This is a genomic window from Rhodococcus sp. UYP9 (assembly GCF_040547235.1).
Classification (GTDB): Bacteria; Actinomycetota; Actinomycetes; order Mycobacteriales; family Mycobacteriaceae; genus Rhodococcoides.
The window spans coordinates 542,237-565,396 of the sequence record NZ_JBEPPH010000004.1 but is presented as its reverse complement, the minus strand read 5'-3'; the positions used below and the strand labels follow the sequence as shown (position 1 = coordinate 565,396).

The following is a 23,160-nucleotide window of genomic DNA, read 5'->3' as shown; positions in this document are numbered from 1 at the left end:
TAGCTAATCCAAGCGACCGAGTCAATAACCCCGTCACATCGGATCACCCGGACACGACAACACCATCTTGCCGAACCAGGATTTTCAGTGCAAACCCCGTACAACCTCGTGTCCCGGTCTGTGAAGACCCGGTCGGTGTCCGGCTCGCTCTGACTTGGATAAAGTTACGCGCAGGAGAACAACGCGTCAAATCCCCAGGTCACTGCAAGTCTGCCGTCCAAAATCCGTGGTGGCAGGAGGTCCGGGCTCCTATTACTGACTCTTCCGCCCGAATCACACGCATGTGACTCCGGCCACCACTTTGTCGACTACAACGATCCGGTGATCTGTACTCCGGCAAAGTTTCGCTTTCCACGGCGTACCACCAGCCATTGCCCGTGAAGAAGGTCGCCGGCACTCGGTGTCCAGTCCTCGGTGACGACCTTCTGGTTGTTCACCGAAGCACCGCCTTCCTTTACGGCCCGCCGCGCCGCACCCTTACTGTCCGAGAGCCCGGTGGCTACGAGAAGATCGACAATCGTCTTGGGCTCGCCCTCCTGAACCTGTGCAATCGACGCCTCGCGCAGTGCCGCGGCAAGAGTTGTCTCGTCGAGCTCACCCAGTTCCGCGCGGCCGAACAACGCCTGGCTGGCAAGCTCCACCGCACGGGTGTTCGCTTCACCGTGAACCAGGGTCGTCATCTCGGCCGCAAGGCGACGCTGCGCCTCGCGGGCATGGGGTCGCTCCTTGGTTGCAAGGTCCAGCTCATCCAGCTCGGCTCGGTCCAGGAAGGTGAACCAGCGAAGGTACTTCACCACGTCGGCGTCGCCGGTGTTCACGAAGTACTGGTACCAGGCGTACGGGCTGGTCATCTCGGGGTCGAGCCACAAGCTGCCCCCACCGGTGGACTTGCCGAACTTTTTTCCATCTGCAGACGTGACCAACGGGACCGTCATCCCATGCACGGACTCTGCGTCCTGGCGCCTGTTCAGTTCCACCCCTGCAACGATGTTCCCCCACTGATCGGACCCACCGATCTGTAGCGAGCACCCGTACGTGCGCCTCAACTGCACGTAGTCGTTCGCTTGCAGAAGCATGTAACTGAACTCGGTGTAGGACATACCGTCGCCGTCGAGCCGCTTCTTCACCGTGTCCCGTGCCAGCATCACGTTGATGGAGAAATACTTGCCGATGTCCCGCAAGAAATCGATCGCCGACAGCTCGCCGGTCCAGTGCAGGTTGTTCTCTACGATCGCGCCCGTCGGAGTCTCGTCGAATTCGACGAACCTCTCGAGCTGTCCGCGGATTCGATCGGACCAGTCGCGGACGGTATCGGAGGAGTTCATGGTCCGCTCCCCCACGTCCCGCGGGTCGCCGATCAGGCCCGTCGCGCCGCCCGCCATGACGATGGGGCGATGACCGGCGCGCTGAAAGCGCTTCAGTGCGAGCAACGGAACCAGGTGACCCGCATGCAGGCTGGGACCGGTTGGATCGAAGCCCGCATACAGAGTGATCGGCCCCGCCTCGGTCGCCTTCTTCAGCTCGTCCACATCGGTGGACTGCGCGATGAGCCCTCGCCAGGTCAATTCGTCGATTATGTTCTCACTCACGCGTTCGATTCTCCCGCATGTGCGTTAGGACGCCGTCGTCAGGCCTCCGGCTCACCCACCAGTCGAGCCTTCGGACTGCGCCGGTAGCTCGATACCGCCGAAGACCCTCGAATCCAGAATCGCCATTCTCTTTCTGCCGCAACACTGACCCCCACGCGAGGGCCGGATGCGATCTCAACGGGACTCGCAGCAACCAGGGGCCATGCCAGAGTGATCGACGAATCTGAGTCGAGCAGCACTGTTCCGTTGTCTTCGAGACCGATTCCAAGTGCGCTGCCGAGATTTCCCGGCCCCCTGGCCAAGGCGGCAGCCGATCGTGCGGCTGGGCGCCGCGCCGCCACGATGTCGTGGCCGGCAACAACCTCACCTGCCCGAAGAAGCACGGCGGCGGGTGTCCCGTCGGGACCACAGCTGACGTTCATGCAGAGGTGCATTCCGTAGCTGAGGTAGACGTACAGGCGACCCGCGGGCCCGAACATCACCGCGTTGCGGTTCGTCTGACCGCGATACGAGTGCGCGGCCGGGTCCGGCCACGGACCGTCGACCGGTCCGCCGTATGCCTCTACTTCGACGATTCGAACCGCGACGCCGCCGGCAGTCAAAGTGCCACCGAGTATCCGTCGTGCCATCGCCGGAGGGTCACCGTATTCGAGTTCTGCCAGGTCCACGTGTCCTATCATCTCGTCCCTTGACCGCTGGCCATCGCCGGGGTTATAAATTCATCATGCGATGAAATCATCAAACGATGAGATCCAGGAGGCGCCGCCATGTCTGTCGATTCGGTGAATGCAGTCGAGATTACGAACCTCAACGTTCGGCGCCGAAAAAGAGTGGCTCTCGATGATGTGAACTTGTCCATCCCACGCGGCACCATCACGGGGCTTCTCGGACCCTCCGGATGCGGAAAGTCGACGCTGATGCGGGCCATCGTCGGTACTCAGATAGTCCAGAGCGGAACGGTCACCGTGCTCGGCTTCCCTGCCGGGTCCACACGCCTGCGTGCCACTGTCGGCTACGTCGCGCAAGCCCCCAGCGTCTACGGCGATCTGACGGTTCGCGAGAACGTTGCCTACTTCGCCGCACTGTTCGGACGCACAGCCGCATCTGCAGACTCAGCCATCGAGTCCGTCGGACTCACCGACCATGCATCGTCGCCGGCGGGTGAATTGTCCGGCGGTCAACTGGGTCGGGTATCGCTGGCAAGTGCACTGGTCGCGGAGCCCGAATTCATCGTCCTCGACGAACCGACCGTCGGACTGGATCCTGTACTCCGTGCCGAGCTGTGGAAACGATTTGCCGACCTCGCCGCATCCGGCACCACAATTCTGGTGTCCAGTCACGCCATGGAAGAGGCCGATCACTGCAGTCGACTGATCTTGATGCGCGACGGCAGAGTATTGGCGCAGCTCAGTCCAGCCGAACTCCGCTCCCGGACGGGTGAAACGAGCCTCGAACAAGCATTCCTCTCGTTGATCCTCTCCACGGCATCGATCGAGGCGGCGTCGTGAGCGCGCGCATCTACGCCGCGGGTACCGGGCGGATCCTGCGACAACTGCGGGCTGATCGTCGAACCGTCGCGATGATCTTGCTGGTCCCATCACTACTGATGGTGTTGCTTTATTTCCTGTACGCGAATGTTCCGACACCGGCCGGCCAGCAGTCGCTGTTCGACCGCATCGCAATCACGATGCTCGGCATCCTCCCGTTCGTGGTGATGTTCCTGATCACCTCCATCGCGATGCAACGTGAACGAACTTCGGGAACCCTCGAACGACTACTGACGACTCCGATGTCGAAGTTGGAGTTGTTGGGGAGCTACGGGTCGGCATTTTCCGTAGCCGCACTCGGTCAAGCCCTCCTCGCCTGCACGGTAACTTTCGGGGCACTCGGATTGACGACGGCCGGACCAGCCGTGTGGGTTGTCGTCATTGCTGTGCTCGTGGCGATGTTGGGCGTGTCGATCGGTCTACTGTGCAGCGCCTTCGCGAAAACCGAGTTCCAGGCAGTTCAATTCATGCCCTTGGTAGTGCTTCCGCAGTTCTTCCTGTGTGGCCTGCTCGTTCCGCGTGATCAGATGCCGGACTGGCTGCACATCATCAGTAACTTTCTGCCACTCACCTACGCCGTCGATGCACTGCAAGAAGTCTCGCTGCACACCGGCGTGACCGGGAGAATGGGGGCCGACATAGCGGTGGTCGCCGGCTTCACCGTGCTCGCTCTTTGTGCTGGAGCGGCAACGCTGCGACGGAGAACCCCGTGACCGAAGCGAACGGTGTCGGAAGCAAATCAGGGCGAAGGCCAGGGCAATCGAAAACCCGGGAGGCGATCCTTGCGTCCGCTCGCACCCGGTTCGCGCAGTCCGGTTTCGATACGACCTCCATCCGCAGCGTCGCTGCCGATGCAGGCGTCGACTCTGCACTCGTCCACCACTACTTCGGCACCAAACGAGGCCTGTTCGTTGCAGCCATTGCACTCCCCGCAGACCCAGCCGAAGTTCTGGAACCTGTCGCAGCTGCCGACAACGACGACCTTGGTCGCGCCCTGGCTACTGCAATTCTGGGAGTGTGGGACTCGAAAGACGGTGAAGCCGTCATCGCAGCGTTCCGATCCATGATCGCATCCGGGGACACGACGTTGATCGGTACATTTCTCTTGCAGGTCGCACTCCGCGACGTCGCGAAAAGAGTCGACAGCCCGATCGGCTCGGCGCTCGAACGCGTGAACCTCGTCGCGTCACAAATGGCTGGACTGCTGCTCGCCCGGCACATACTCGCGCTCGAACCACTGGCGTCGATGCCCGTCGCGCGGGTTGTCGACTGGGTAGCCCCGATCCTGCAGCAATACCTCACCGGGCCGATGCCCGAAAATAGCGACTAGGACTGCGCCCGCGCCACAATCGACTCGTGCTCGGCCTGATCCACGTCTCGCGCCTCATCTACCAGCAACACAGGAATCCCATTCTCGATCGGGTAAGCGCGCTGCAGTCGGGGGTTGTACAACAGTTCGTCTTCTACGAGTAGCAACGGCCCCTTGTCCACGGGGCAAGCAAGAATGCTGAGGAGCGTCTGATCGATAGCCACTGAAGTCCTTCTCTCGGTGTTGTCCTACCTGGCCGGAGCGAAGTCCGTGCGATCAACTTATCCGATGACCGATCCATCGCAGCCTCGACTGCCTACGGAGGCTCTGTCAGCTCTTCGTGAACTGTTCGGCGACAACCGCTTTGGTCAACCGTCGGTAAGACCCCGAGTCGGCGTCGTAGTACCAGGACCTGACACCCGGAGCCGGAACCCCAGCTCTCTGCAGTTCGGTCATCTTCGGCCGGAACGCACGAGAAAGCGAAATTTCGTCGACGATGTGGACGATGTCGGGGCGCTGCGCCGGCAGCAACACTGCCAACACATCGCTTACGGTTTTGACCGGTAGCGAGTTGTCGCCCCGCACGGACACCCCGCAGACTGCAATCTCGTCGACACGTCGATCCGAACGGTGATGTTCTCTACTCGAGCCGATCGGATCTACGCCGTACACGACCACCGACACGACGTCCTCGACGTCACCGAACGCGTCGATGATCGGCTGAGTGAAGACCGGTCCGCGTCGAGCCTTCACGACGGTGTCCTTGCGGTCGACGAGCCAGAAGTCCCCGTCGGAGTCGCGTCGAAACAGATTCTCCGTCGGAATCCACGAGTCTCCTGGCTGGAAGACATCGCGCATCAGCGGACTGGTGACCTCGCCGTCGCTTCCTGGACGACCGAGTAGAAGGCCGACCTCATCGTCTCGGCACATGCGAACGAAACCGTCTTCGTCCTCCTCGAGCCGGGCGTTGATCGGATCGTAGGCGGCAAGTGCCACCCTGGCGCTCCCCGGAAGCGGTCGGCCCTTGGAGCCGATTTTCGAACCGCCGACGTTGGCGAGGATGACGTCGTTCTCGGTGGAGGCATAGAACTCGAGCACCCGCGCAGGCGCGAACCGCTCGAGCGTCCGCTTCCAGAGTCCGACGGGCATTCCGGACCCGATGAAGAGTCGAACCGGATGACTGAGGTCCAGAGCCGATAGCTCGTCGTCGAGGATCGCCTGCATCATCGCCCAGGTGTAGCTGATGACGGTGACCCCGTAACGAGATACCTCCTCGGCGAATCTGGTCGGTTCGAGACCACGCGAGAGCGCTATGCGCGAACCGCCGGCAAGCGCACCGCCCACGCTGACCAGTAAACCGGCGGAATGATGAAGAGGGGCAAGGCAATACACCGTGTCGCCACTACCCAAAGCCGCTGCTGTTGCAGTGCCGAACGCAGACAGGGCCCAACGATGATTGGTGATGAAGCGCGGTTCCAACCCACGTTCGGTCGGGTTGAACAGCACCACCGCGAGTTCACGGGCACGGCCAGGATCCGGTGAGTACCACGCGGGCAATCGCACCGAGTCCGGATCGATCAGTTCGAGATCGACGACATCGGAACCCGAGGGGATATCGAGAGTTCGAGCGTCTCCGCCACCCAGAACGAGTACGTTGGCGGCCACCGCAGTCGCTGCTTTCATGTTCTCGGGATCGGCGATGACGGTGTCGACGTCGATCGCTAGCAGTGCGCTCTCGAGATCTCCACCCGGTGGGAAAAGTACTGCGACAGCGCCGATACGCGACAACGCTGCGATGGCCGCCAGCGCGCTGGGGCGAGTGTCCATCAGTACACCGATGCGAGCGGACGGCCTGACACCCGACGCGAGCAGCCCTCGGACCACATTGTCGATACGAGCATTGACGGCCCGGTAGGTGTGGACACGGTCGTCGAACAGAAAGCACTCACCGTTGGGCGACTTTCGTCCCTGTTCCGCGATGAGTCGTCCCAGGCTCACCAGAGTGTGGGGTTGCATCTGACCGAGTCGCGCCAACCTCGGCAAGGTTCGTACGGCCTCGGTGGAGATCTCGCGAGTGCCACGCATCGCGCCCGTTGCAGCAGCTGCGAGTCCACGGCCGACCCCTACGCCGACTTCGGCAATCGAGGCTGCAGTGTGGATGATCCGGTTGCTCACCGACACACCACTGTCGGTGTCCTGGTGCTCGTCGTACATCATTTCGTGCGCTGCTTCGGGCTTGTCTCCCAGACCCTCACGCCAACGAATCCACTCTCCCGTTGTCGGCCACGTCTGTGATGCTGCCAAACTCCCGACTACGAGCCCGAAATGTCCTGCGCGCAGCGTACTCTCGTACACTTCTGCGCGCGGCGCTGCCCGCCTGATGCCGCGCACGGCCAGCGGTTGCCCGATGTCGTCGACCTCGCCGAGGAACGCGAGAACCGGAACCGTCAGATTCGACAAGGTGAGCAGGCGATCCTTGATGACGAACCCGCCGGTCATCATTCTGTTGTGCACTACGAATTGCTTCAAAAGCTCCGCAACAGCGGGACCCGACCACGCGACCCAGCCGTCGAGCGCCAAGAAACGACGCTGTGGTTCACGCGGAAGCAACGCCTCGCGGTCGTGGAGTTGTCGTAGAAAATCGAGCCGAGATCGCACGGTCTTGGCTGGATCGAGCAGTTGAAATCCGGTACGGGCCATCCATCCGGACACCGCCAGCCGAGTGAAGACGTGGTCGGCAAGGAATTCGGCGCCGCGGGTCGCCACGCCGGCCGGAATACCGAGCGGCAGAGCTGCCAATGTGTCGACCGGAGCGCCGAACGTGATGAGGCTGGCCAGGTTTCGCCCACTGCGATAGGCAGCCGCTTGGTAACAGAACATCCCACCCTGGGAATAACCGGCAAGGTGGACGTCACGTCCGGTGTGCTCGTGAACTTTGTCGATGACCTCACTGATGGCTACGACATGATCGGCGAGGGTGCGACTCCAACCGCCTTCCTCGGTGTCGGGCGAACCGAAATCGACGACCCACGGATCGAGACCCATCCCGTGCAGAATCCCGGCGGCGCCGTGTTCGGTGGTCACGTCGTATACGTCCGCTGACACCATCATCGGTGGAACGAGAACGACCGGAGGCCTGGAATCGGTACCGAGGGCGTCGGGGAAATAGCGACGCAACTTGTACATCGGTTCTCGATCGACGATCTTGAAGGGAGATGGATCGACCTCGGTTTCGAGTCCACCCAAACGGAGGACTTCCAATCCGTTCTGTGCAGTTGCGATCGCACGTCGCAACGGTCCGCGCACCGCGTCTGCGTTCAGTCCCACAACTACAACTCCCGGTTCAATCCCCTGCATTTCGGGATACGGACTCCGACCGCCCACTTGCCACGTTTCCGCAAGCTTGCCACACGACCGTCAGAAATCCGGCGAACATGACTGTTTTGCGTCTCAGTGCGCTCCGATGCCCGAATCGACCCAATTCCGAAGGCGCTCCGCCGTCGAACGAACTCCGTCCAACTGCTTGGCAACCTGAACCGCAGCAGTCCCACCTCGTGAATCACGAGACGAGATAGATCCCTCTACGGTCAGAACGGTGCGCACCTCCGGCGTCAGAGCCGGGTCGATAGAGGACAACTCCTCATCGGTAAGTTCGGCCAATCCCACACCGCGTGCCTCGGCTGCCTTCACACACGCACCTGCAGCTTCGTGCGCCACCCGGAACGGAATGCCCTGACGAACCAGCCACTCGGCGATATCGGTGGCCAGTGTGAAGCCTGCCGGCGCCAGTTCTGCCAGGCGATCGACATGAAACTCCAGGGTCTGCACCAAACCGGCGAGAGCCGGAAGCAGCAACTCCAACTGGGCAACGGAGTCGAAGACCGGCTCCTTGTCTTCCTGCAAGTCCCTGTTGTACGCCAGAGGCTGAGCCTTCAGGGTTGCCAACAATCCCGTGAGATTTCCGATCAACCGACCGGATTTACCACGCGTCAGCTCCGCGACGTCGGGATTCTTCTTCTGCGGCATGATCGAACTTCCGGTGGACCACGCGTCGGCCAGCGTTACATAGCCGTACTCCGGCGTGCTCCACGAGATGATCTCCTCCGCCAGACGCGAGAGGTCGACGGCCGTCATCGCCAGGACGAAAGCCGCCTCAGCCGCGAAATCACGTGAGGAAGTTGCATCGATCGAGTTCTCCGCCGAGGAATCGAACCCCAACTCCGCGGCAATCTTCTCCGGGCTCAACCCGAGCGAGGAACCAGCCAACGCCCCCGATCCGTAGGGCGACACTGCGGCCCTGACGTCGAAGTCCACGAACCGCTGAACATCTCGCAACAACGGATGAGTGTGAGCGAGGAGATGATGTGCCAGAAGAACCGGCTGCGCCGCCTGCGAATGCGTCTTTCCTGGCATGACGGCGCTCGAATGCGACGCAGCCTGCGTCGCAAGGGAATCCACTACATCGAGCACACCCGTCGATACCCGACGAACTGCGTCACGTAGCCACATCCGGAACAGTGTCGCGACTTGGTCGTTGCGTGAGCGGCCTGCCCGAAGACGTCCGCCGACCTCGGCTCCCACCCGGTCGATCAGACCCCGTTCCAGTGCACCGTGGACATCCTCGTCGGACTCCGCTGCCACGAAGGCGCCCGAGGCGACATCGTCGGCCAACCCCTGCAAACCAGCAAGCATCGCCTCGAGGTCCTGAGCCGTCAGCAAACCTGCGCCGTTGAGGACGCGGGCGTGTGCCATCGACGCCCGAATGTCGTAGGGCGCGAGCACCCAGTCGAAATGTGTGGATTTGCTCAGCGCGGCCATGGCCGCTGCGGGGCCGGACGCAAAGCGTCCGCCCCACAGTGACCCCTCGTTGGTGCCATGAGCCTCGGCCGAACTCACAATCCCAGATCCCGCTTGTGGGCGATCTTCGACGACAACCCATGAAGCTGAACGAAGCCCTTGGCGGAAGACTGATCGAAAGTGTCGCCCTCGTCGTACGTCGCGAGGTTGAAGTCGTACAGCGACTTGTCGCTACGGCGTCCGTTGACGCTGATGGAACCCGCATGCAGTGCAAGGCGGATCTCGCCGGACACGTGCTCTTGGGTGTGCTCGTTGAACGTATCGAGGGCACCCTTGAGGGGGGAATACCACAGACCGTCGTACACCAGCTCGGCCCACTTCTGATCGGTGTGCCGCTTGTAGCGTCCTAGCTCACGCTCGAGGGTGACGTGCTCGAGTTCCTCGTGCGCGCGGATCAGAACCATCGCGCCGGGAGCCTCGTAGATCTCGCGGCTCTTGATGCCCACGAGACGGTCCTCGACGACGTCGAGACGGCCGACGCCCTGAGCGCCCGCCCGCGTGTTCAGTTCCTGGATCGCTTCGAGAACCGACACCGGACGGCCGTCGATGCTGACCGGGCGGCCCTTGTCGAAGCCGATGATGAGCTCGTCCGGGGCTGTCCAGTTGGCCGATGGGTCCTGGGTGTAGTCGTAGACGTCCTTCGTCGGGGCGTTCCACAGATCTTCGAGGAAGCCGGTTTCGACTGCACGGCCCCACACGTTCTGATCGATCGAGAAGGGCGACTTCTTGCTGACGTTGATCGGAATCTTGTTCTCTTCGGCGAACGCAATCGCCTTCTCCCTCGTCCAGGCGTAATCGCGAACAGGAGCGAGGACGTCGAGCTCGGGTGCCAGTGTGTTGAACCCGACCTCGAAGCGGACCTGGTCGTTGCCCTTACCGGTGCAACCATGCGCGACGACGGTGCCCCCGTGCGAACGAGCGGCCTCGACGAGATGCTTGACGATCAGCGGACGGCTGATCGCAGACACCAGCGGGTAGCGATCCATGTACAGCGCATTGTTCTGAATCGTCGGCAAGCAGTACTCGTCGGCGAACTCGTCTCGAGCGTCCACGACGACGGCCTCGACAGCACCACAATCGAGGGCGCGCTGGCGCACGACCTCCATGTCCTCACCGCCCTGACCCAGATCGATGGCGACGGCGACGACCTCTTTACCGGTCTCCTTGCCGATCCAGCTGATGGCGACGGAGGTGTCCAATCCACCCGAGTAGGCGAGAATGACGCGTTCGGCCATGATGTATGCGCTCCTTTGTAGCTGTGGGTAATTCTCGGTTTTGCCGTCTGCGGGACTGCTAATCCGCGCGTCTGGCCAATCTTTCCAGCTTGTCCGCGAGCTCTTGTCCGGTGAGTGGTTCGCGGGCGATCACCAAAATGGTGTCATCCCCGGCAATCGTTCCCACAATCTCCCTCAACGAGGCCCGGTCGAGCGCGCTGGCGAGGTAGTGCGCAGCGCCCGGCGGTGTTCGGAGAACAGCTTGATTTCCGCTCCAGTCCGTCGATACGAGCAGCTCGCCGAGCATGCGAGTGAGTCGGTCAGTTCCGCCGGATACGCCTCGAACAGGGCTACCGTCCTCGGGTACCACGTAGACTCCGGCGCCGCCGTCGGCCGCACGAAGTTTGACGGCTCCGAGCTCGTCGAGATCCCGCGAGAGTGTCGCCTGGGTTACATCGATACCTTCGGCGACCAGTAACGATGCAAGCTCCGGCTGACTGCGCACCTGGTGTGTCGACAGCAGGGACACGATGCGTGCCTGCCTGCCCGCCCGCGTAGACGCCGTCAGCGGCATCGACGACATCGACGACACCTGCTCGCTCACGGCCGTCGCGCCTGCTCTAGCAGCCAGACCAGCAGTGCCTTCTGTGCATGCAACCGGTTCTCGGCCTCGTCCCATACGACGCTGCGAGGCCCGTCGAGAACTTCGTCGGTGATCTCCTCCCCGCGATGTGCGGGCAAGCAATGCAGCACGACGGCGTCGGTCTTGGCGAGCGCCAACAGCTCCGCATCGATCCGGTACGGCCGGAACGGTGCGACGCGATCGAGTCCGTCGTTCTCCTGGCCCATCGAAGTCCACGTATCGGTGACCAGGGCGTCTGCGCCTGTCGCTGCGGCTTGCGGGTCGTCGGTGATCGTGATCGTGGCCCCCGTCTGCGCAGCACGCTCCCTAGCAGCCTCGAGAACGTAGTCCCACGGTGCGAACTCCTTCGGCGCAGCAATCGTCACATTGATTCCTGCGGTGACGCCGCCGAGCAGAAGCGAATGCGCCATGTTGTTCGCGCCGTCACCGAAGTACGCGAGTTCGAGGCCCGTCAAAGAGCCCTTATGCTCGGCGAGAGTCTGCAGATCGGCGAGCACCTGGCACGGATGGAACTCGTCGGACAACGCATTGACGATCGGGACGGTGGCACCAGAGGCCATCTGTTCGAGTCGCTCCTGCCCGAACGTGCGCCACACCACCGCCTCGACGTAGCGCGAGAGCACCCTGCCCGTGTCCTGCAAAGTCTCTTCACGCCCCAGCTGAGTATCGCGGCCATCGACGACGACAGCATGACCGCCGAGCTGTGCAATCCCGATCTCGAAGGAAAAACGAGTTCGAGTGGAATTCTTCTCGAAGATGACTCCGACGCCCTGAGGCCCCTCGAGTGGTCGCTTCGAGAACGGAGCGCGCTTGAGTTCGGCGGCGATGGCCAGAACCTCGCCCTGTTGCTGCGGAGTCAGGTCGTCGTCCCGCAGGAAGTTGATCATTGCCATGGCTATTCCGTTTCCTGTGCTGAATCGAGAAGTGTGGGAAGCGCTGCGACGAACGATGCAGCTTGGTCCTCGGTCAGTACGAGTGGTGGAGCGAGACGCAACACATCGGGCTGCGCCGCGTTGATCAGGAATCCGGCTTCACGTGCGGCCGACTCGACGGCGGGCGCGACGGGCCGGGTCAGCACCACGCCGAGCAGCAGGCCTGCACCGCGGACTCGGTCGACGAGAGGGTGATTCAATTCCTCGATCGAATGAATGAGCAGCTTCCCCATCCGATCTGCATGCGAGATCAGATCGTCCTGTGCGATCGTGCGCAGGACCGCGAGGGCAGCGGCGGCACACACGGGATTCCCGCCGAACGTCGTGCCGTGTTTACCCGGGTGCAGCAAGGTGGCTGCCTCCCCGATACCGATGCAGGCACCGATCGGCAATCCGCCACCGAGGCCCTTGGCGAGCGTGATGACGTCCGGCACAATTCCCACGGCCTGGTGCGCGTAGAACCAGCCGGTGCGGCCGATGCCGGTCTGGACTTCGTCCAGAACCAACAGTGCGCCGTGACGGGCCGTGATCTCGCGAGCGGCGACGAGATACCCCTCGGGAGGAACGACAACGCCTCCCTCACCCATGATCGGTTCGAGGAACACCGCGGCAGTATCGGAATCGACCGCAGCCTCGAGCGCTGCAACATCGCCGTACGGCACGTGCTGAACGCCTGCAGGCATCGGTTCGAACGGTGCACGCTTGTCCGGCTGACCTGTCAACGCCAAGGCACCCATCGTGCGCCCATGGAACGACTTCTCTGCCGCAACGATGTTCGGTCGACCCGTCAACCGGGCAATCTTGAAGGCAGCCTCGTTGGCCTCAGTGCCCGAGTTGCACAAGAACACTCGACCCGACGCTTCCGCGCCGAGATTCGCGAGCAACTGTTCGGCCAGGGCGATTCCCGGTTCGCTCGCATACAGATTCGACGTGTGCCCCAGGGTCGACAACTGCGTGGTCACCGCTTCGATGACGGCGGGATGCGCGTGACCGAGGATGTTGACAGCTATCCCAGCGAGCAGGTCGAGGTATTCCTTGCCGTCCGCGTCGGTGACGACAGCGCCCTGACCGCGGACCAGAGCGACACGCGGCACGCCGTAATTGTTCATCAGCGAGTTCGACCACCGCGCCTGGAGATCGACAGTTGCGACATGGTCGGTCATAGCTGGTTTTCCTTTTCTGCGTGTTGGGCGGGATGCACCATCGTGCCGATTCCTTCGCCCGTGAAGAGTTCGACGAGAACCGAGTGCGGCACTCGGCCGTCGATGACGTGTGCCGACGGAACACCACCCAGAACTGCACGTAGGCAGGCTTCCATCTTGGGCACCATGCCTGCGTCGAGGGACGGCAGAAGCGCCGACAATGCGTCGACATCGATCTTCGACGTCAAAGAGGAACGATCGGGCCAATTGATGTACAGCCCTTCGACATCGGTGAGGACAACCAATTTCTCGGCGCCGATTGCTTCCGCCAGCGCTGCCGCGGCAGTATCTGCATTGATGTTGTGCACGACGCCGTCGGAATCGGGTGCGATGGTGGAGACCACTGGAATCCGGCCCGCGGCGATGAGATCGAGCACGGCATCCGGATTGACCGAGGTGACGTCGCCGACGAGGCCGATGTCGGTTTCGATGCCGTCGACCATCACCGTGCGTTTCGATGCGGTGAAAAGATGCGCATCTTCCCCGGAGATGCCGACGGCGTAGGGGCCGTGACTGTTGATCAGACCGACGAGCTCGCGACCTACCTGGCCGAACAGCACCATCCGCACGACATCCATGACCTCAGGGGTGGTGACGCGGAATCCTCCACGGAATTCCCCGTTCATGCCCAAGCGCGACAGCATCGCAGTTATCTGTGGTCCGCCGCCGTGCACGACAACCGGATGGATGCCGATGGTCCGCAGAAAAACCATGTCTGCGGCGAACGCACGCTTGAGATCCTCGTCGATCATGGCGTTGCCGCCGTACTTGACCACGATGATCTTGTCGTGAAACTTCTGCAGCCACGGCAGCGCACCCGCGAGCGTGTGCGCCTTCTGCGTAGCCGACAAATCCGACCCGGTCACGAGGAGTACGCCGAGTTCTCTTCGACGTAGGCATGTGAGAGATCGGTCGTGCGGATGACCACCGACGCGTCGCCGACACCCAGATCGATGGTCAACTCGATATCTTCACCCGACAGATCCACCTCGCGGGCGTCGGGAGCTCCGACACCATCGATGCATACCGGATGTCCATTGAACGAGACGCAGAGTCGGTCGGGATCGAGCTCGATCGGCGCAATACCGATTGCGGCCAGCACTCGGCCCCAGTTCGGGTCAGAACCGAACAGCGCTGTTTTCACGAGACTGTCACGCGCGACCGTTCGGGCACCGATCAGTGCGTCGTCCTCAGATACCGCCCCGGACACCTTCACGAGAATGCGCTTGGTGACGCCTTCTGCGTCGGCCATCAGCTGATCTGCCAGATCATCACAGACAGCAAGTACTGCAGCGTCGAGATCGTCCTGGGACGGTGTCACCCCGCTCGCGCCCGAGGACAGAAGCAATACGGTGTCGTTCGTGGACGTCGCGCCGTCGACATCGAGCCGGTCGAAGGACAACCGGGTGGCGTTGCGCAGCGCGGTGTCGAGCTGGTCCGCGGTGGCAACGGCATCGGTCGTGACGACGCACAGCATCGTCGCGAGCGAGGGCGCGAGCATCCCTGCGCCCTTTGCCATTCCACCGACATTCCACTTGTCGACATGGTGAATCGCAGCTTGCTTGGGCACGGTGTCCGTCGTCATGATGGCATGTGCCGCATCGGTTCCGCCGGAAATACCACCGGCGAGCTCATGAACCACCTCGGTGACACCGGGTATCAGTTTGTCCATCGGCAACCTGTCACCGATCAGCCCGGTCGAACAGACTGCGACCTCGACAGCCCCGGTCTCGGTCCCCCAATTGCTGAGCGCTGCAGCCACTTCCTCCGCGGTGCGATGCGCATCCTGAAATCCGGGTGCACCCGTGCAGGCGTTGGCACCACCCGAGTTCAGGATGACCGCACGGAGCTTTCCGGTACGCAGCACCTGTTGCGACCACAGCACGGGTGCAGCTTTGACCTTGTTGCGGGTGAAGACGCCTGCCGCGGTCAGATCCGGGCCCTCGTTGAAGACCAACGCAAGGTCGGTTCTACCGCTGACCTTGATGCCTGCAGCGATTCCAGCGCCGCGAAAACCGGCGGAAGCCGTCACTCCCTGTGTCCGAACGAGTTTGCCCGGCAAGGCATGCGCATCAGCAAGACTGGTCACGGTGCAACTCCCACTGTCGAGAGACCGTCGGTCTCTGGTATTCCAAGGGCAAGATTCATCGATTGCACTGCGCCGCCTGCGGTGCCTTTGGCCAGATTGTCGATCGCACCGATGACGACGAGCAAACCGGCGTCGACATCGACCGACACACTGAGCTGCACTGCATTGGACCCGATCACAGCTCCTGTCTGCGGTAACCTGCCACCACCGAGTACGTGCACGAACGGCTCAGCGGCATAGGCCTTTTCGTACACCTCGATCGCCTGCTCCTGCGTCGCTGTCGTGACGGCTGTGCAGGTGGCGAGAATTCCGCGGGGCATGGGAGCGAGGATCGGAGTGAACGACACCGAGACCGGGACCGGCGACAGCGCAGAAAGATTTTGAATTATCTCCGGAGTGTGCCGATGGGCACCTGCGACCGCGTAAGCCCGCACAGAGCCCATGACTTCGGACCCGAGCAGGTCCGCCTTCGGGGCGCGTCCGGCCCCCGAAGTTCCGGTCACGGCAACAACATTGACACGCGGCTCGATGATGCCGGCAGCGACGGCCGGCGCGAGCGCAAGACTCGACACCGTCGGGTAGCAACCCGGCACAGCGATGCGCGTGGCACCGATGAGCTTCTCCCGCGCACCCGGCAATTCGGGCAGACCGTAAGGCCACGTCCCCGCGTGCGGAGTCTTGTAGTACTTCTCCCATGCGGATGGGTCGGTGAGGCGAAAGTCGGCACCGCAATCGATGATAACGACGGTCTCGGGAAGCTGATTCGCGATTTCTGCGGACTTGCCATGCGGAAGTCCCAGAAATACGACGTCGTGTCCGGCAAGTTCATCGATGGTCGTTTCGGACAGCACGCGATCTGCGAGCGGCAGTAGATGGGGATGGAAGTCCCCCAGTGCCGCGCCCGCATTACCTCCGGCGGTCAACGATCCGATGACGAGCGCTCCTGATCGCACGCCCGGGTGGCCGAGTAACAATCGCAGAATCTCGCCGCCGGCGTATCCGCTTGCCCCCGCGACTGCGATTCTCAGCGGAGCTGACCGCTCACCGTCTTTCGTAGCATCAACCATACGTTTGATTATGCACCATCATGCAAGCTCATTCATAGTTGGGGCGACCGAGCGCTCAACTGTCCTTCATCGACCGTCGGATCTCCTCGAGCTTCTTTCGGCCCGACTCCTGACGTTCGTTCCACTGCTCATCCAGCGTACGACCAGCCGGGCTGAGGTGATCGAGTTCCTCGGCGCCCAGCGCGGTACCCGTCCGAAGCTCGACTTTGTCCCGAACGTTGTCCCACGTCGGAACACCGTCTTCGCTGTATCCGGTCGGCGACCCATGGGCCGAGTAACCGGTGCTCACGCCTCCGATCGACTGATCGACGCCGCTGTCACCGACAACTTCGGCATCCAGAATACCCAACGGCGGGTCACCGAGCGGCTGGTCGATTTGCGGCCGCGTCAACCCCGGAACGTCGACATCCGGAATATCGCCCGGCGGAACCTTGCCAGGCTCGACACCACTACTGGCCGTATCTATTTCCGCCAGCAACGCCGATGCGGCGGCTTGGACCGGCGCGAGAGCCGGACGGCCGCCAACCGAAGCGAGCACCTCCCGCAGCACCGCTACATCGGATCGATCTTCTGCGCTACCAGTGCCCATGATTCCTCCTCTGTCCCGTGAGTCCGTGCCCCCACGCTACGGAAGAACGACAACGGACGTATCAGCTTCGCCAGCGCGCTCCGACTGCTTCTCCCGCTGCAGCTACTGCCGCATCGCGAGCCTCCGACGCCTGCGCCTCGGTCAACGTTCCGTCCACACCGCGGAAGACGAGAGCAAAAGCCAGCGACTTTTGCCCCTCGCCGACCTGCTCGCCTTCGTAGACATCGAAAAGCCGAATGCTCTCGAGCAATTCACCCGCGCCGGACTTCAACGCCGATTCCACCTCGAAGGCTGGGACCGTGTCGGCAACCACGACCGCGACGTCCTGCATCACCGCCGGGTAGGGAGAGACGACCGGCGCCGGGAACGACTCGATGATCGGCAGTGCATCAAGATTCATCTCGACCGCACACGTGCGCGACGGCAATTGCGCCCGCTCGAGCACTGCCGGATGCAGCTCCCCCGCATAGCCCACCACCACGCCCTCGACAACCAACTCCGCGCATCGCCCCGGATGCCACGGCAGCTTCTGCGCCGCCCTCAACTCGATCTCGACCCCCGCTGCAGTCGCGACGGTTCTCGCCGCGGCGAAAGCGTCCGACGCCTCCACTGGTCGGCCCGGACCCCAAGGACCGGCCGGCACACTGTGACCGGTGAGGACCGCACCCACATGAACGGGCTGATCCGGCAGCGACCCACGCAGGTGAGCGATCTCGGCGTCCGACGGTCGAGAATCGACGGCAATGGGCTCCACCGTGACGGTGTCGTCACCGGGCAGGACGACCTGCGCTATTCCGAACAACAACAGATCACGCTGACCACGAGCGACGTTGCGCGCGAGAATCTCGAGCAAGCCGGGAAGGATGGTCGTCGCCAGTTCCGGCCGATCGGCTTCCAACGGGTTGAGCACCGTCGTGGTTCGCCGACGCGCATCATCCGCCGGAAGGCCCCACGTATCGAAGACCCCTGTCGGAAGGAACACAGTCGGCAATACCTCGACGTAACCGGCGAAGGCAAGCGACTTGCCGACTGCGCGCTTTCGCTTCTGCGTGGGGGTCAGTCCGCGGCCTGCGGGTGCTGAGGGTAATACGGACGGAATCTTCTCCAGACCCTCCAGCCGCAGAACTTCCTCGACGAGGTCTGCGGGTTGCTGCAGATCCGGCCGCCAGGTCGGCGGCGTCACGACGAGTTCGCCGTGGCCCGACTCGCTGACGCCGACCTCGACCTCGCACCCGACCTGAGTGAGCCTGCGCGCCGCGACGCCGTTCGGATACGCCACCCCGGCGATGCGGTCGGGCAGGTCGATATCCATGCGAACGGCGGGGAACACCACGGCCGATCCGACATCGGTCAGCAGCGGTTCGATTCGGCCGCCGGCGATGTCCACGAGCAGCTGAGCGGCACGATCGAGCGCAGCGACCGGCAGCGCGGAATCCACCGTGCGTTCGAAACGCTTACTGGCCTCGCTCACCAATTTGTGACGCCTACCGGTCCGAAACACCGCCAAGGGATCGAACGAGGCAGCTTCGAGAATCACATCTACGGTGTCGGCGCCGACCTCGGTCGATGCCCCACCCATGACTCCGGCCAGTGAAATCGCACCGGAATCGTCGGCGATGACGACATCCTCCACGTCCAGAGTCCGCTCGACGTCATCGAGCGTAGTGAGCTTCTCCCCTGCCTTTGCACGACGGACGACGATGTCACCCGACAACTTCGCAGCGTCGAACGCGTGCAGAGGCTGTCCCAGCTCGTGCAGAACGTAATTCGTCACATCGACCGCCGCCGAAATCGGCCGGACGCCCGCGAGAAGCAGACGACGCTGAATCCACCACGGCGTGACCGCAGCCGGATCGATTCCACTGACCTTCCGCAGCGCGAACCGAGCGGCGTTCGACTCGGTCTCGACCGTCGCAGGCCACACTTCACCTTCGTTGTTCTGCACCGGACCACTGGCCGGATCGGCGAATTCGAGATCGAAGCTACTTGCAAGCTCACGCGCGAGACCACGCACCGAGAACGCGTAGCCACGGTCCGGCGTCACGTTGAGCTCGATGACCGAATCATCCAGACCCAGAACCACTTTGGCATCGTCGCCGGGCGTCGCAGTCCCCTCGGGCAGGACCAGAATGCCGGCATGATCACGGCCGAGACCGAGCTCCAGCGTCGAGCAGATCATGCCGTTCGACGTCTTGCCGTACGTTTCACGCGCAGCAATGGCGAATCCACCCGGAAGCACGCTGCCTGGCAGCGCAGCGACGATCAGATCACCCTCGGCGAAGTTACGAGCCCCGCACACGATCTCCTGCGGTCCGTCTGCCCCGACGTCCACCGAACAGAAACGAATCGGCTTCTTGAACTCCGTCAACTCGGTGATCGACGTGACCCGACCAACGACCAGGGGGCCCGTCACCTGGTCGAGCGAATCGAGCTCCTCGACCTCGAAGCCGACCCGAACGAAGCCCTCGTCGAGTTCTTCCGGCGTCACTTTCCACTGCGGCGCCGTGCGCTGTAGAACCTCGGTCAACCAGGATTGTGGAACTCGCACGTCTGCTCAGCTCTTTCTGCGTGTCGAAAACGGTGGTGCCTCGCGGGCAGTCGGTAAAGAAACGTTGCGTCCGTCAGGCCTCGACGCCGAAGGGCAACGTGAAACGGATATCGCCCTCGACGATGTCGCGCATATCGGGAATGTCGTTGCGGAACTGCAGAGTCCGCTCCAAGCCCATCCCGAATGCAAATCCCGAGTACACCTCCGGATCGATTCCGCTGGCACGGAGAACCTTGGGATTGACCATTCCGCAGCCGCCCCATTCCACCCAGCCGGCTCCGCCCTTCTTCTTCGGGAACCACACGTCCACCTCCGCCGAAGGCTCGGTGAACGGGAAGTAGTTGGGACGCATACGCGTGCGCGTCTCGTCACCGAACAGTGCACGCGCGAACGCGTCGAGAGTTCCACGCAGGTGAGCCATCGTCAGCCCCTTGTCGATCGCAAGACCTTCCACCTGGTGGAACACCGGGGTATGCGTGGAGTCGAGCTCGTCGGTGCGAAAGGTCCGACCAGGGCAGACAATGTAGATCGGCAACTCGCGCGACAGCATCGAGCGCACCTGTACAGGCGAGGTATGAGTCCGAAGCACCTGACGGGAACCCTCGGGTGCGATATGGAACGTGTCCTGCATGGTGCGCGCAGGATGATCAGGCAGGAAGTTGAGAGCGTCGAAGTTGAAATGCTCGGTCTCGACTTCCGGACCCTCCTCGACTTCCCATCCCATTGCAACGAAAACGTCCGCTACCTGATCGGAAATGATCGTGATGGGGTGACGAGCGCCGACCGGACGAGCATTCGACGGCAACGTCACGTCGATCGTCTCGGCGACGAGAATCGCCGCATCGCGCTCGGCGAGAAGAACCTCGCGGCGCGCGTCGAACGCCTTCTGCACGCGATCGCGCGCGACCTTGACGCGTTTGCCGGCGTCAGCCTTCTGATCCCCCGGAATCGAGCCGAGAGCACGCTGAGCAAGGGCCAGCGGCGCGCGGTTGCCGATGTGCTCGATCTTCACCTTCGACAACTCGTCCAGATCAGATACCTCGGCGAATGCCTTCTCCGCACCATCGACCGCAGCAGCCAGCGCGGACTCCTCGAGCACGCTCGGATCGACAGGCTGGGCGTTGTCGCCATCTTTCTTCGCCACGAGAGGTGCAACTCCTTGATGGTGGGTGATGTCGTTCGAACGACTCTGCCGATCCTAAGCGAGAAGGTCGAGTCAATTATTGCGGGACCTGCGCTGAGCGCGGGCACTCGAGTACAAGCAGATAGCTGCCGCTGTTGCCAGATTCAAGCTCTCGGCACGACCATGAATGGGAATCCTGACGCGATGATCGGCCGAAGCTGCCACAGTCGCGTCCAATCCGTGAGCTTCATTGCCGAACAACCACGCCGTCGGACCACTCAGCAGCTCGTCGGCATCATCGAGATCGATCTCACCATCGGCGGCGGTGGCAAGAATTTTCATTCCGCTCGCCCGCAGGGCACCGAGCCCCTGTTCGACCGAGCGTTCGCGAGCGATCGGCAAGTGAAAAAGACTCCCCGCCGACGCTCGTACACATTTGCCGTTGTGCGGATCGACCGAATCCCCCAGCAGCACGACCGCATCGGCACCGACGGCGTCGGCGACCCGGATGACCGTGCCCGCGTTGCCCGGCTCAGATACCTCCACCGGAACAGCGATCAAAGTGGGATCGACTCCGAAGGCATCGCCGAGCGCCACATCCACGAGTCGACAGACCGCGACGATCCCAGGCGGCGTCACCGTGTCGGACAGACCCTTTGCCGCTCGAGCGCTGATGGCATGGGTTCGAATTCCCGCGCTGCGGGCCGCATCGAGAACGCTGCCGTTGCGATCGGCGGAATCCTCCGCATAGAACAACTCTCGGACGACACCCGCACCAAGTGCCTCGGTCACCGAGTTGGTTCCTTCGGCCAGAAAAAGCCCCGACTTTCGACGCTCCGACGCACGCAACAGCTTCACAGCCGAAACGACCCGTGGAGTCCGCTCGGTGAGCATGTCCACGGGCCGTTCAGGATCTAGATCGTCGTGCGTCAGCTTGCTCAGGCTGCTTCTCCAGCAGGAGCGTTGACGTCGGCAGGCAATGCAGCCTTGGCGATGGCCACGAGGCCGGCGAAAGCCGGTGCATCCGACACAGCGAGCTCGGCGAGGATCTTGCGGTCGACCTCGACGCCTCCGAGCCGCAGGCCCTGGATCAAGCGGTTGTACGTGATGTCGTTGGCGCGAGCTGCTGCGTTGATACGCGTGATCCACAGCCGACGGAAGTCACCCTTGCGTGCCTTGCGGTCACGGTATGCATAGGTGAGCGAGTGGAGCTGCTGCTCCTTGGCCTTGGTGTACAGACGTGAGCGCTGTCCGCGGTATCCCTTGGATGCCTCGAGAATCGAACGGCGCTTCTTCTGGGCGTTGACCGCCCGTTTTACGCGTGCCACTGGTAAATCCTGTCGATCTGGGGGCTTCTAGAAACCCCGAATGGTAATGGGATGGCGCCGACCAAGACGGTCGACTATGAAGTCCAGATCAGATGCCGAGCAGGCGCTTCATCCGCGGCACATCGGCCTTGGTCACAACTGCGACGCCGTCGAGACGACGGGTTCTCCTGCTGGACTTGTGCTCCAGCAAGTGGCGACGACCAGCCTTCTGGCGCATGATCTTGCCGCTGCCGGACACCTTGAATCGCTTCTTGGCGCCACTGTGAGTCTTCTGCTTGGGCATGGAGTCCTCAGTTCTGTGTTGCTCTTCGGTCTTGCTCGGCACGTCCATGCCGATAGCGTCGGCATGGAACGTCTTACGGGTCGTACTCGGTTCGGTAGCGCAGTCTCTAGTTGCTCGGCGGCGTTGCTGCTGCCGGAGCATCTGTCGGAGCAGGCTCTGCAGCGGCGGGTGCCGGAGCAGCCGAAGCCGAGGTAGTCGGTTCCGGAGCAGGAGCACGCTGAGCGGGCGGAGCCGCCGCACTTTCCTGTGCCTTGACGCGAGTCTTGGCACCCTTGTGTGGGGCCAATACCATCGTCATGTTGCGACCGTCCTGCTTGGCCGAGGTCTCGACGAAGCCAAGATCTGCAACGTCTGCGCCCAGACGCTGCAGCAGACGGAATCCGAGCTCCGGACGAGACTGCTCACGTCCGCGGAACATGATGGTGACCTTGACCTTCGACCCGGCTTCGAGGAAGCGAACAACGTTGCGCTTCTTGGTCTCGTAGTCGTGGGCGTCGATCTTCGGGCGGAGCTTCTGCTCCTTGATAACGGTGAGGGTCTGGTTCTTGCGCGATTCGCGCGCCTTCTGCGCTGCCTCGTACTTGAACTTCCCGTAGTCCATGATCTTGCAGACCGGCGGACGAGCGTCGGGAGCCACTTCTACGAGATCGAGATCGGCTTCGAGAGCCAAGCGGAGTGCATCTTCAACACGCACGATGCCAACCTGTTCACCGCCAGGTCCGACCAAACGAACCTCGGGAACACGAATGCGATCGTTGATGCGAGTCTCAGTGCTGATGGGGCCTCCTAGGTAGTGCGGTGAGGGGTCTAGCCGACCGCCCGCCATTGGCACAGCCCGCC

At 62.6% G+C, this 23,160-nt stretch carries 22 protein-coding genes; 3 read left to right on the top strand and 19 right to left on the bottom strand.

Going from position 1 to position 23,160, the window contains the following annotated elements:
- Positions 1-308 precede the first annotated feature (308 nt).
- Both tyrS and ABIB36_RS15415 read right to left on the bottom strand, forming a co-directional pair.
- Complete coding sequence (gene tyrS, locus ABIB36_RS15420) at positions 309-1,589, bottom strand: tyrosine--tRNA ligase (RefSeq protein ID WP_084346495.1); 1,281 nt, start codon at positions 1,587-1,589, stop codon at positions 309-311.
- Between the two features lie 38 nt (positions 1,590-1,627).
- Positions 1,628-2,218, bottom strand: coding sequence for a DNA-3-methyladenine glycosylase (locus tag ABIB36_RS15415; protein ID WP_256895595.1), 591 nt, complete (start codon positions 2,216-2,218; stop codon positions 1,628-1,630).
- Positions 2,219-2,356: 138 nt separating this feature from the next.
- Between ABIB36_RS15415 and ABIB36_RS15410 the strand changes: the two genes are divergently transcribed.
- From ABIB36_RS15410 to ABIB36_RS15400, 3 genes are read left to right on the top strand one after another with little or no spacing between them, the layout of a single operon-like run.
- Complete coding sequence (locus ABIB36_RS15410; protein WP_084346497.1) at positions 2,357-3,097, top strand: ABC transporter ATP-binding protein; 741 nt, start codon at positions 2,357-2,359, stop codon at positions 3,095-3,097.
- A complete protein-coding gene (locus ABIB36_RS15405) occupies positions 3,094-3,849 on the top strand; it encodes an ABC transporter permease (protein ID WP_084346498.1) in 756 nt (251 codons plus the stop codon). Before ABIB36_RS15410 ends, ABIB36_RS15405 begins: the two co-directional genes overlap by 4 nt.
- Positions 3,846-4,466 (top strand): TetR/AcrR family transcriptional regulator, encoded by a 621-nt coding sequence (locus tag ABIB36_RS15400; protein WP_084346499.1) that lies wholly within the window; start codon positions 3,846-3,848, stop codon positions 4,464-4,466. Before ABIB36_RS15405 ends, ABIB36_RS15400 begins: the two co-directional genes overlap by 4 nt.
- Here the strand turns inward: ABIB36_RS15400 and ABIB36_RS15395 are convergent.
- The 17 genes from ABIB36_RS15395 to infC form a co-directional block, all read right to left on the bottom strand.
- Positions 4,463-4,669, bottom strand: a complete 207-nt coding sequence (locus ABIB36_RS15395) for a Trm112 family protein (RefSeq protein WP_084346500.1) — start codon at positions 4,667-4,669, stop codon at positions 4,463-4,465. The two genes, ABIB36_RS15400 and ABIB36_RS15395, sit on opposite strands and share 4 nt — an antisense overlap.
- 106 nt (positions 4,670-4,775) lie before the next feature.
- The gene (locus ABIB36_RS15390) at positions 4,776-7,802 is read right to left on the bottom strand and encodes an AMP-binding protein (RefSeq protein WP_354562254.1); all 3,027 of its coding nucleotides are present in this window, start codon (positions 7,800-7,802) and stop codon (positions 4,776-4,778) included.
- Between the two features lie 93 nt (positions 7,803-7,895).
- A complete protein-coding gene (argH, locus tag ABIB36_RS15385; RefSeq protein WP_502944941.1) occupies positions 7,896-9,341 on the bottom strand; it encodes an argininosuccinate lyase in 1,446 nt (481 codons plus the stop codon).
- Positions 9,338-10,537: an argininosuccinate synthase gene (locus ABIB36_RS15380; protein ID WP_088945530.1), complete on the bottom strand. Its 1,200-nt coding sequence runs from the start codon at positions 10,535-10,537 to the stop codon at positions 9,338-9,340. The genes argH and ABIB36_RS15380 overlap by 4 nt, the downstream gene beginning before the upstream one ends.
- Before the next feature lie 58 nt (positions 10,538-10,595).
- The gene (locus tag ABIB36_RS15375; RefSeq protein WP_256895596.1) at positions 10,596-11,090 is read right to left on the bottom strand and encodes an arginine repressor; all 495 of its coding nucleotides are present in this window, start codon (positions 11,088-11,090) and stop codon (positions 10,596-10,598) included.
- Between the two features lie 26 nt (positions 11,091-11,116).
- The gene (gene argF, locus ABIB36_RS15370) at positions 11,117-12,052 is read right to left on the bottom strand and encodes an ornithine carbamoyltransferase (RefSeq protein ID WP_354562251.1); all 936 of its coding nucleotides are present in this window, start codon (positions 12,050-12,052) and stop codon (positions 11,117-11,119) included.
- 2 nt (positions 12,053-12,054) lie between these two features.
- Positions 12,055-13,254 (bottom strand): acetylornithine transaminase, encoded by a 1,200-nt coding sequence (locus ABIB36_RS15365; RefSeq protein WP_084346505.1) that lies wholly within the window; start codon positions 13,252-13,254, stop codon positions 12,055-12,057.
- A complete protein-coding gene (gene argB / locus ABIB36_RS15360) occupies positions 13,251-14,159 on the bottom strand; it encodes an acetylglutamate kinase (RefSeq protein WP_084346506.1) in 909 nt (302 codons plus the stop codon). The genes ABIB36_RS15365 and argB overlap by 4 nt, the downstream gene beginning before the upstream one ends.
- Positions 14,156-15,382 (bottom strand): bifunctional glutamate N-acetyltransferase/amino-acid acetyltransferase ArgJ, encoded by a 1,227-nt coding sequence (gene argJ / locus ABIB36_RS15355; protein ID WP_084346507.1) that lies wholly within the window; start codon positions 15,380-15,382, stop codon positions 14,156-14,158. The genes argB and argJ overlap by 4 nt, the downstream gene beginning before the upstream one ends.
- Complete coding sequence (argC, locus tag ABIB36_RS15350; RefSeq protein ID WP_084346508.1) at positions 15,379-16,449, bottom strand: N-acetyl-gamma-glutamyl-phosphate reductase; 1,071 nt, start codon at positions 16,447-16,449, stop codon at positions 15,379-15,381. The genes argJ and argC overlap by 4 nt, the downstream gene beginning before the upstream one ends.
- A 55-nt stretch (positions 16,450-16,504) precedes the next feature.
- Positions 16,505-17,038: a hypothetical protein gene (locus ABIB36_RS15345; protein ID WP_084346509.1), complete on the bottom strand. Its 534-nt coding sequence runs from the start codon at positions 17,036-17,038 to the stop codon at positions 16,505-16,507.
- Positions 17,039-17,099: 61 nt separating this feature from the next.
- A complete protein-coding gene (pheT, locus tag ABIB36_RS15340) occupies positions 17,100-19,586 on the bottom strand; it encodes a phenylalanine--tRNA ligase subunit beta (RefSeq protein ID WP_354562247.1) in 2,487 nt (828 codons plus the stop codon).
- A gap of 73 nt (positions 19,587-19,659) precedes the next feature.
- Complete coding sequence (pheS, locus tag ABIB36_RS15335) at positions 19,660-20,730, bottom strand: phenylalanine--tRNA ligase subunit alpha (protein ID WP_354562245.1); 1,071 nt, start codon at positions 20,728-20,730, stop codon at positions 19,660-19,662.
- Positions 20,731-20,802: 72 nt separating this feature from the next.
- Positions 20,803-21,609 carry a TrmH family RNA methyltransferase gene (locus tag ABIB36_RS15330; RefSeq protein WP_354562243.1) on the bottom strand — a complete coding sequence of 269 codons (807 nt, stop codon included), beginning with the start codon at positions 21,607-21,609 and terminating at the stop codon, positions 20,803-20,805.
- Positions 21,610-21,647: 38 nt separating this feature from the next.
- Entirely contained in the window at positions 21,648-22,037 is a 390-nt protein-coding gene (gene rplT, locus ABIB36_RS15325; protein WP_084346513.1) for a 50S ribosomal protein L20, read from the bottom strand.
- Positions 22,038-22,125: 88 nt separating this feature from the next.
- Positions 22,126-22,320, bottom strand: a complete 195-nt coding sequence (gene rpmI, locus ABIB36_RS15320; RefSeq protein WP_084346736.1) for a 50S ribosomal protein L35 — start codon at positions 22,318-22,320, stop codon at positions 22,126-22,128.
- A gap of 106 nt (positions 22,321-22,426) precedes the next feature.
- Positions 22,427-23,146: a translation initiation factor IF-3 gene (infC, locus tag ABIB36_RS15315; RefSeq protein WP_084346514.1), complete on the bottom strand. Its 720-nt coding sequence runs from the start codon at positions 23,144-23,146 to the stop codon at positions 22,427-22,429.
- Between the last annotated feature and the right edge of the window lie 14 nt (positions 23,147-23,160).

Coding starts and splice junctions, on each gene's coding strand:
- ABIB36_RS15415 (WP_256895595.1), bottom strand. CDS start 2,218: ATGGCACGACGGATACTCGGTGGCACTTTGACTGCCGGCGGCGTCGCG.
- ABIB36_RS15410 (WP_084346497.1), top strand. CDS start 2,357: ATGTCTGTCGATTCGGTGAATGCAGTCGAGATTACGAACCTCAACGTT.
- ABIB36_RS15390 (WP_354562254.1), bottom strand. CDS start 7,802: ATGCAGGGGATTGAACCGGGAGTTGTAGTTGTGGGACTGAACGCAGAC.
- ABIB36_RS15380 (WP_088945530.1), bottom strand. CDS start 10,537: ATGGCCGAACGCGTCATTCTCGCCTACTCGGGTGGATTGGACACCTCC.
- ABIB36_RS15375 (WP_256895596.1), bottom strand. CDS start 11,090: ATGCCGCTGACGGCGTCTACGCGGGCGGGCAGGCAGGCACGCATCGTG.
- argF (WP_354562251.1), bottom strand. CDS start 12,052: ATGGCAATGATCAACTTCCTGCGGGACGACGACCTGACTCCGCAGCAA.
- ABIB36_RS15365 (WP_084346505.1), bottom strand. CDS start 13,254: ATGACCGACCATGTCGCAACTGTCGATCTCCAGGCGCGGTGGTCGAAC.
- argC (WP_084346508.1), bottom strand. CDS start 16,449: ATGGTTGATGCTACGAAAGACGGTGAGCGGTCAGCTCCGCTGAGAATC.
- ABIB36_RS15345 (WP_084346509.1), bottom strand. CDS start 17,038: ATGGGCACTGGTAGCGCAGAAGATCGATCCGATGTAGCGGTGCTGCGG.
- rpmI (WP_084346736.1), bottom strand. CDS start 22,320: ATGCCCAAGCAGAAGACTCACAGTGGCGCCAAGAAGCGATTCAAGGTG.
- infC (WP_084346514.1), bottom strand. CDS start 23,146: ATGGCGGGCGGTCGGCTAGACCCCTCACCGCACTACCTAGGAGGCCCC.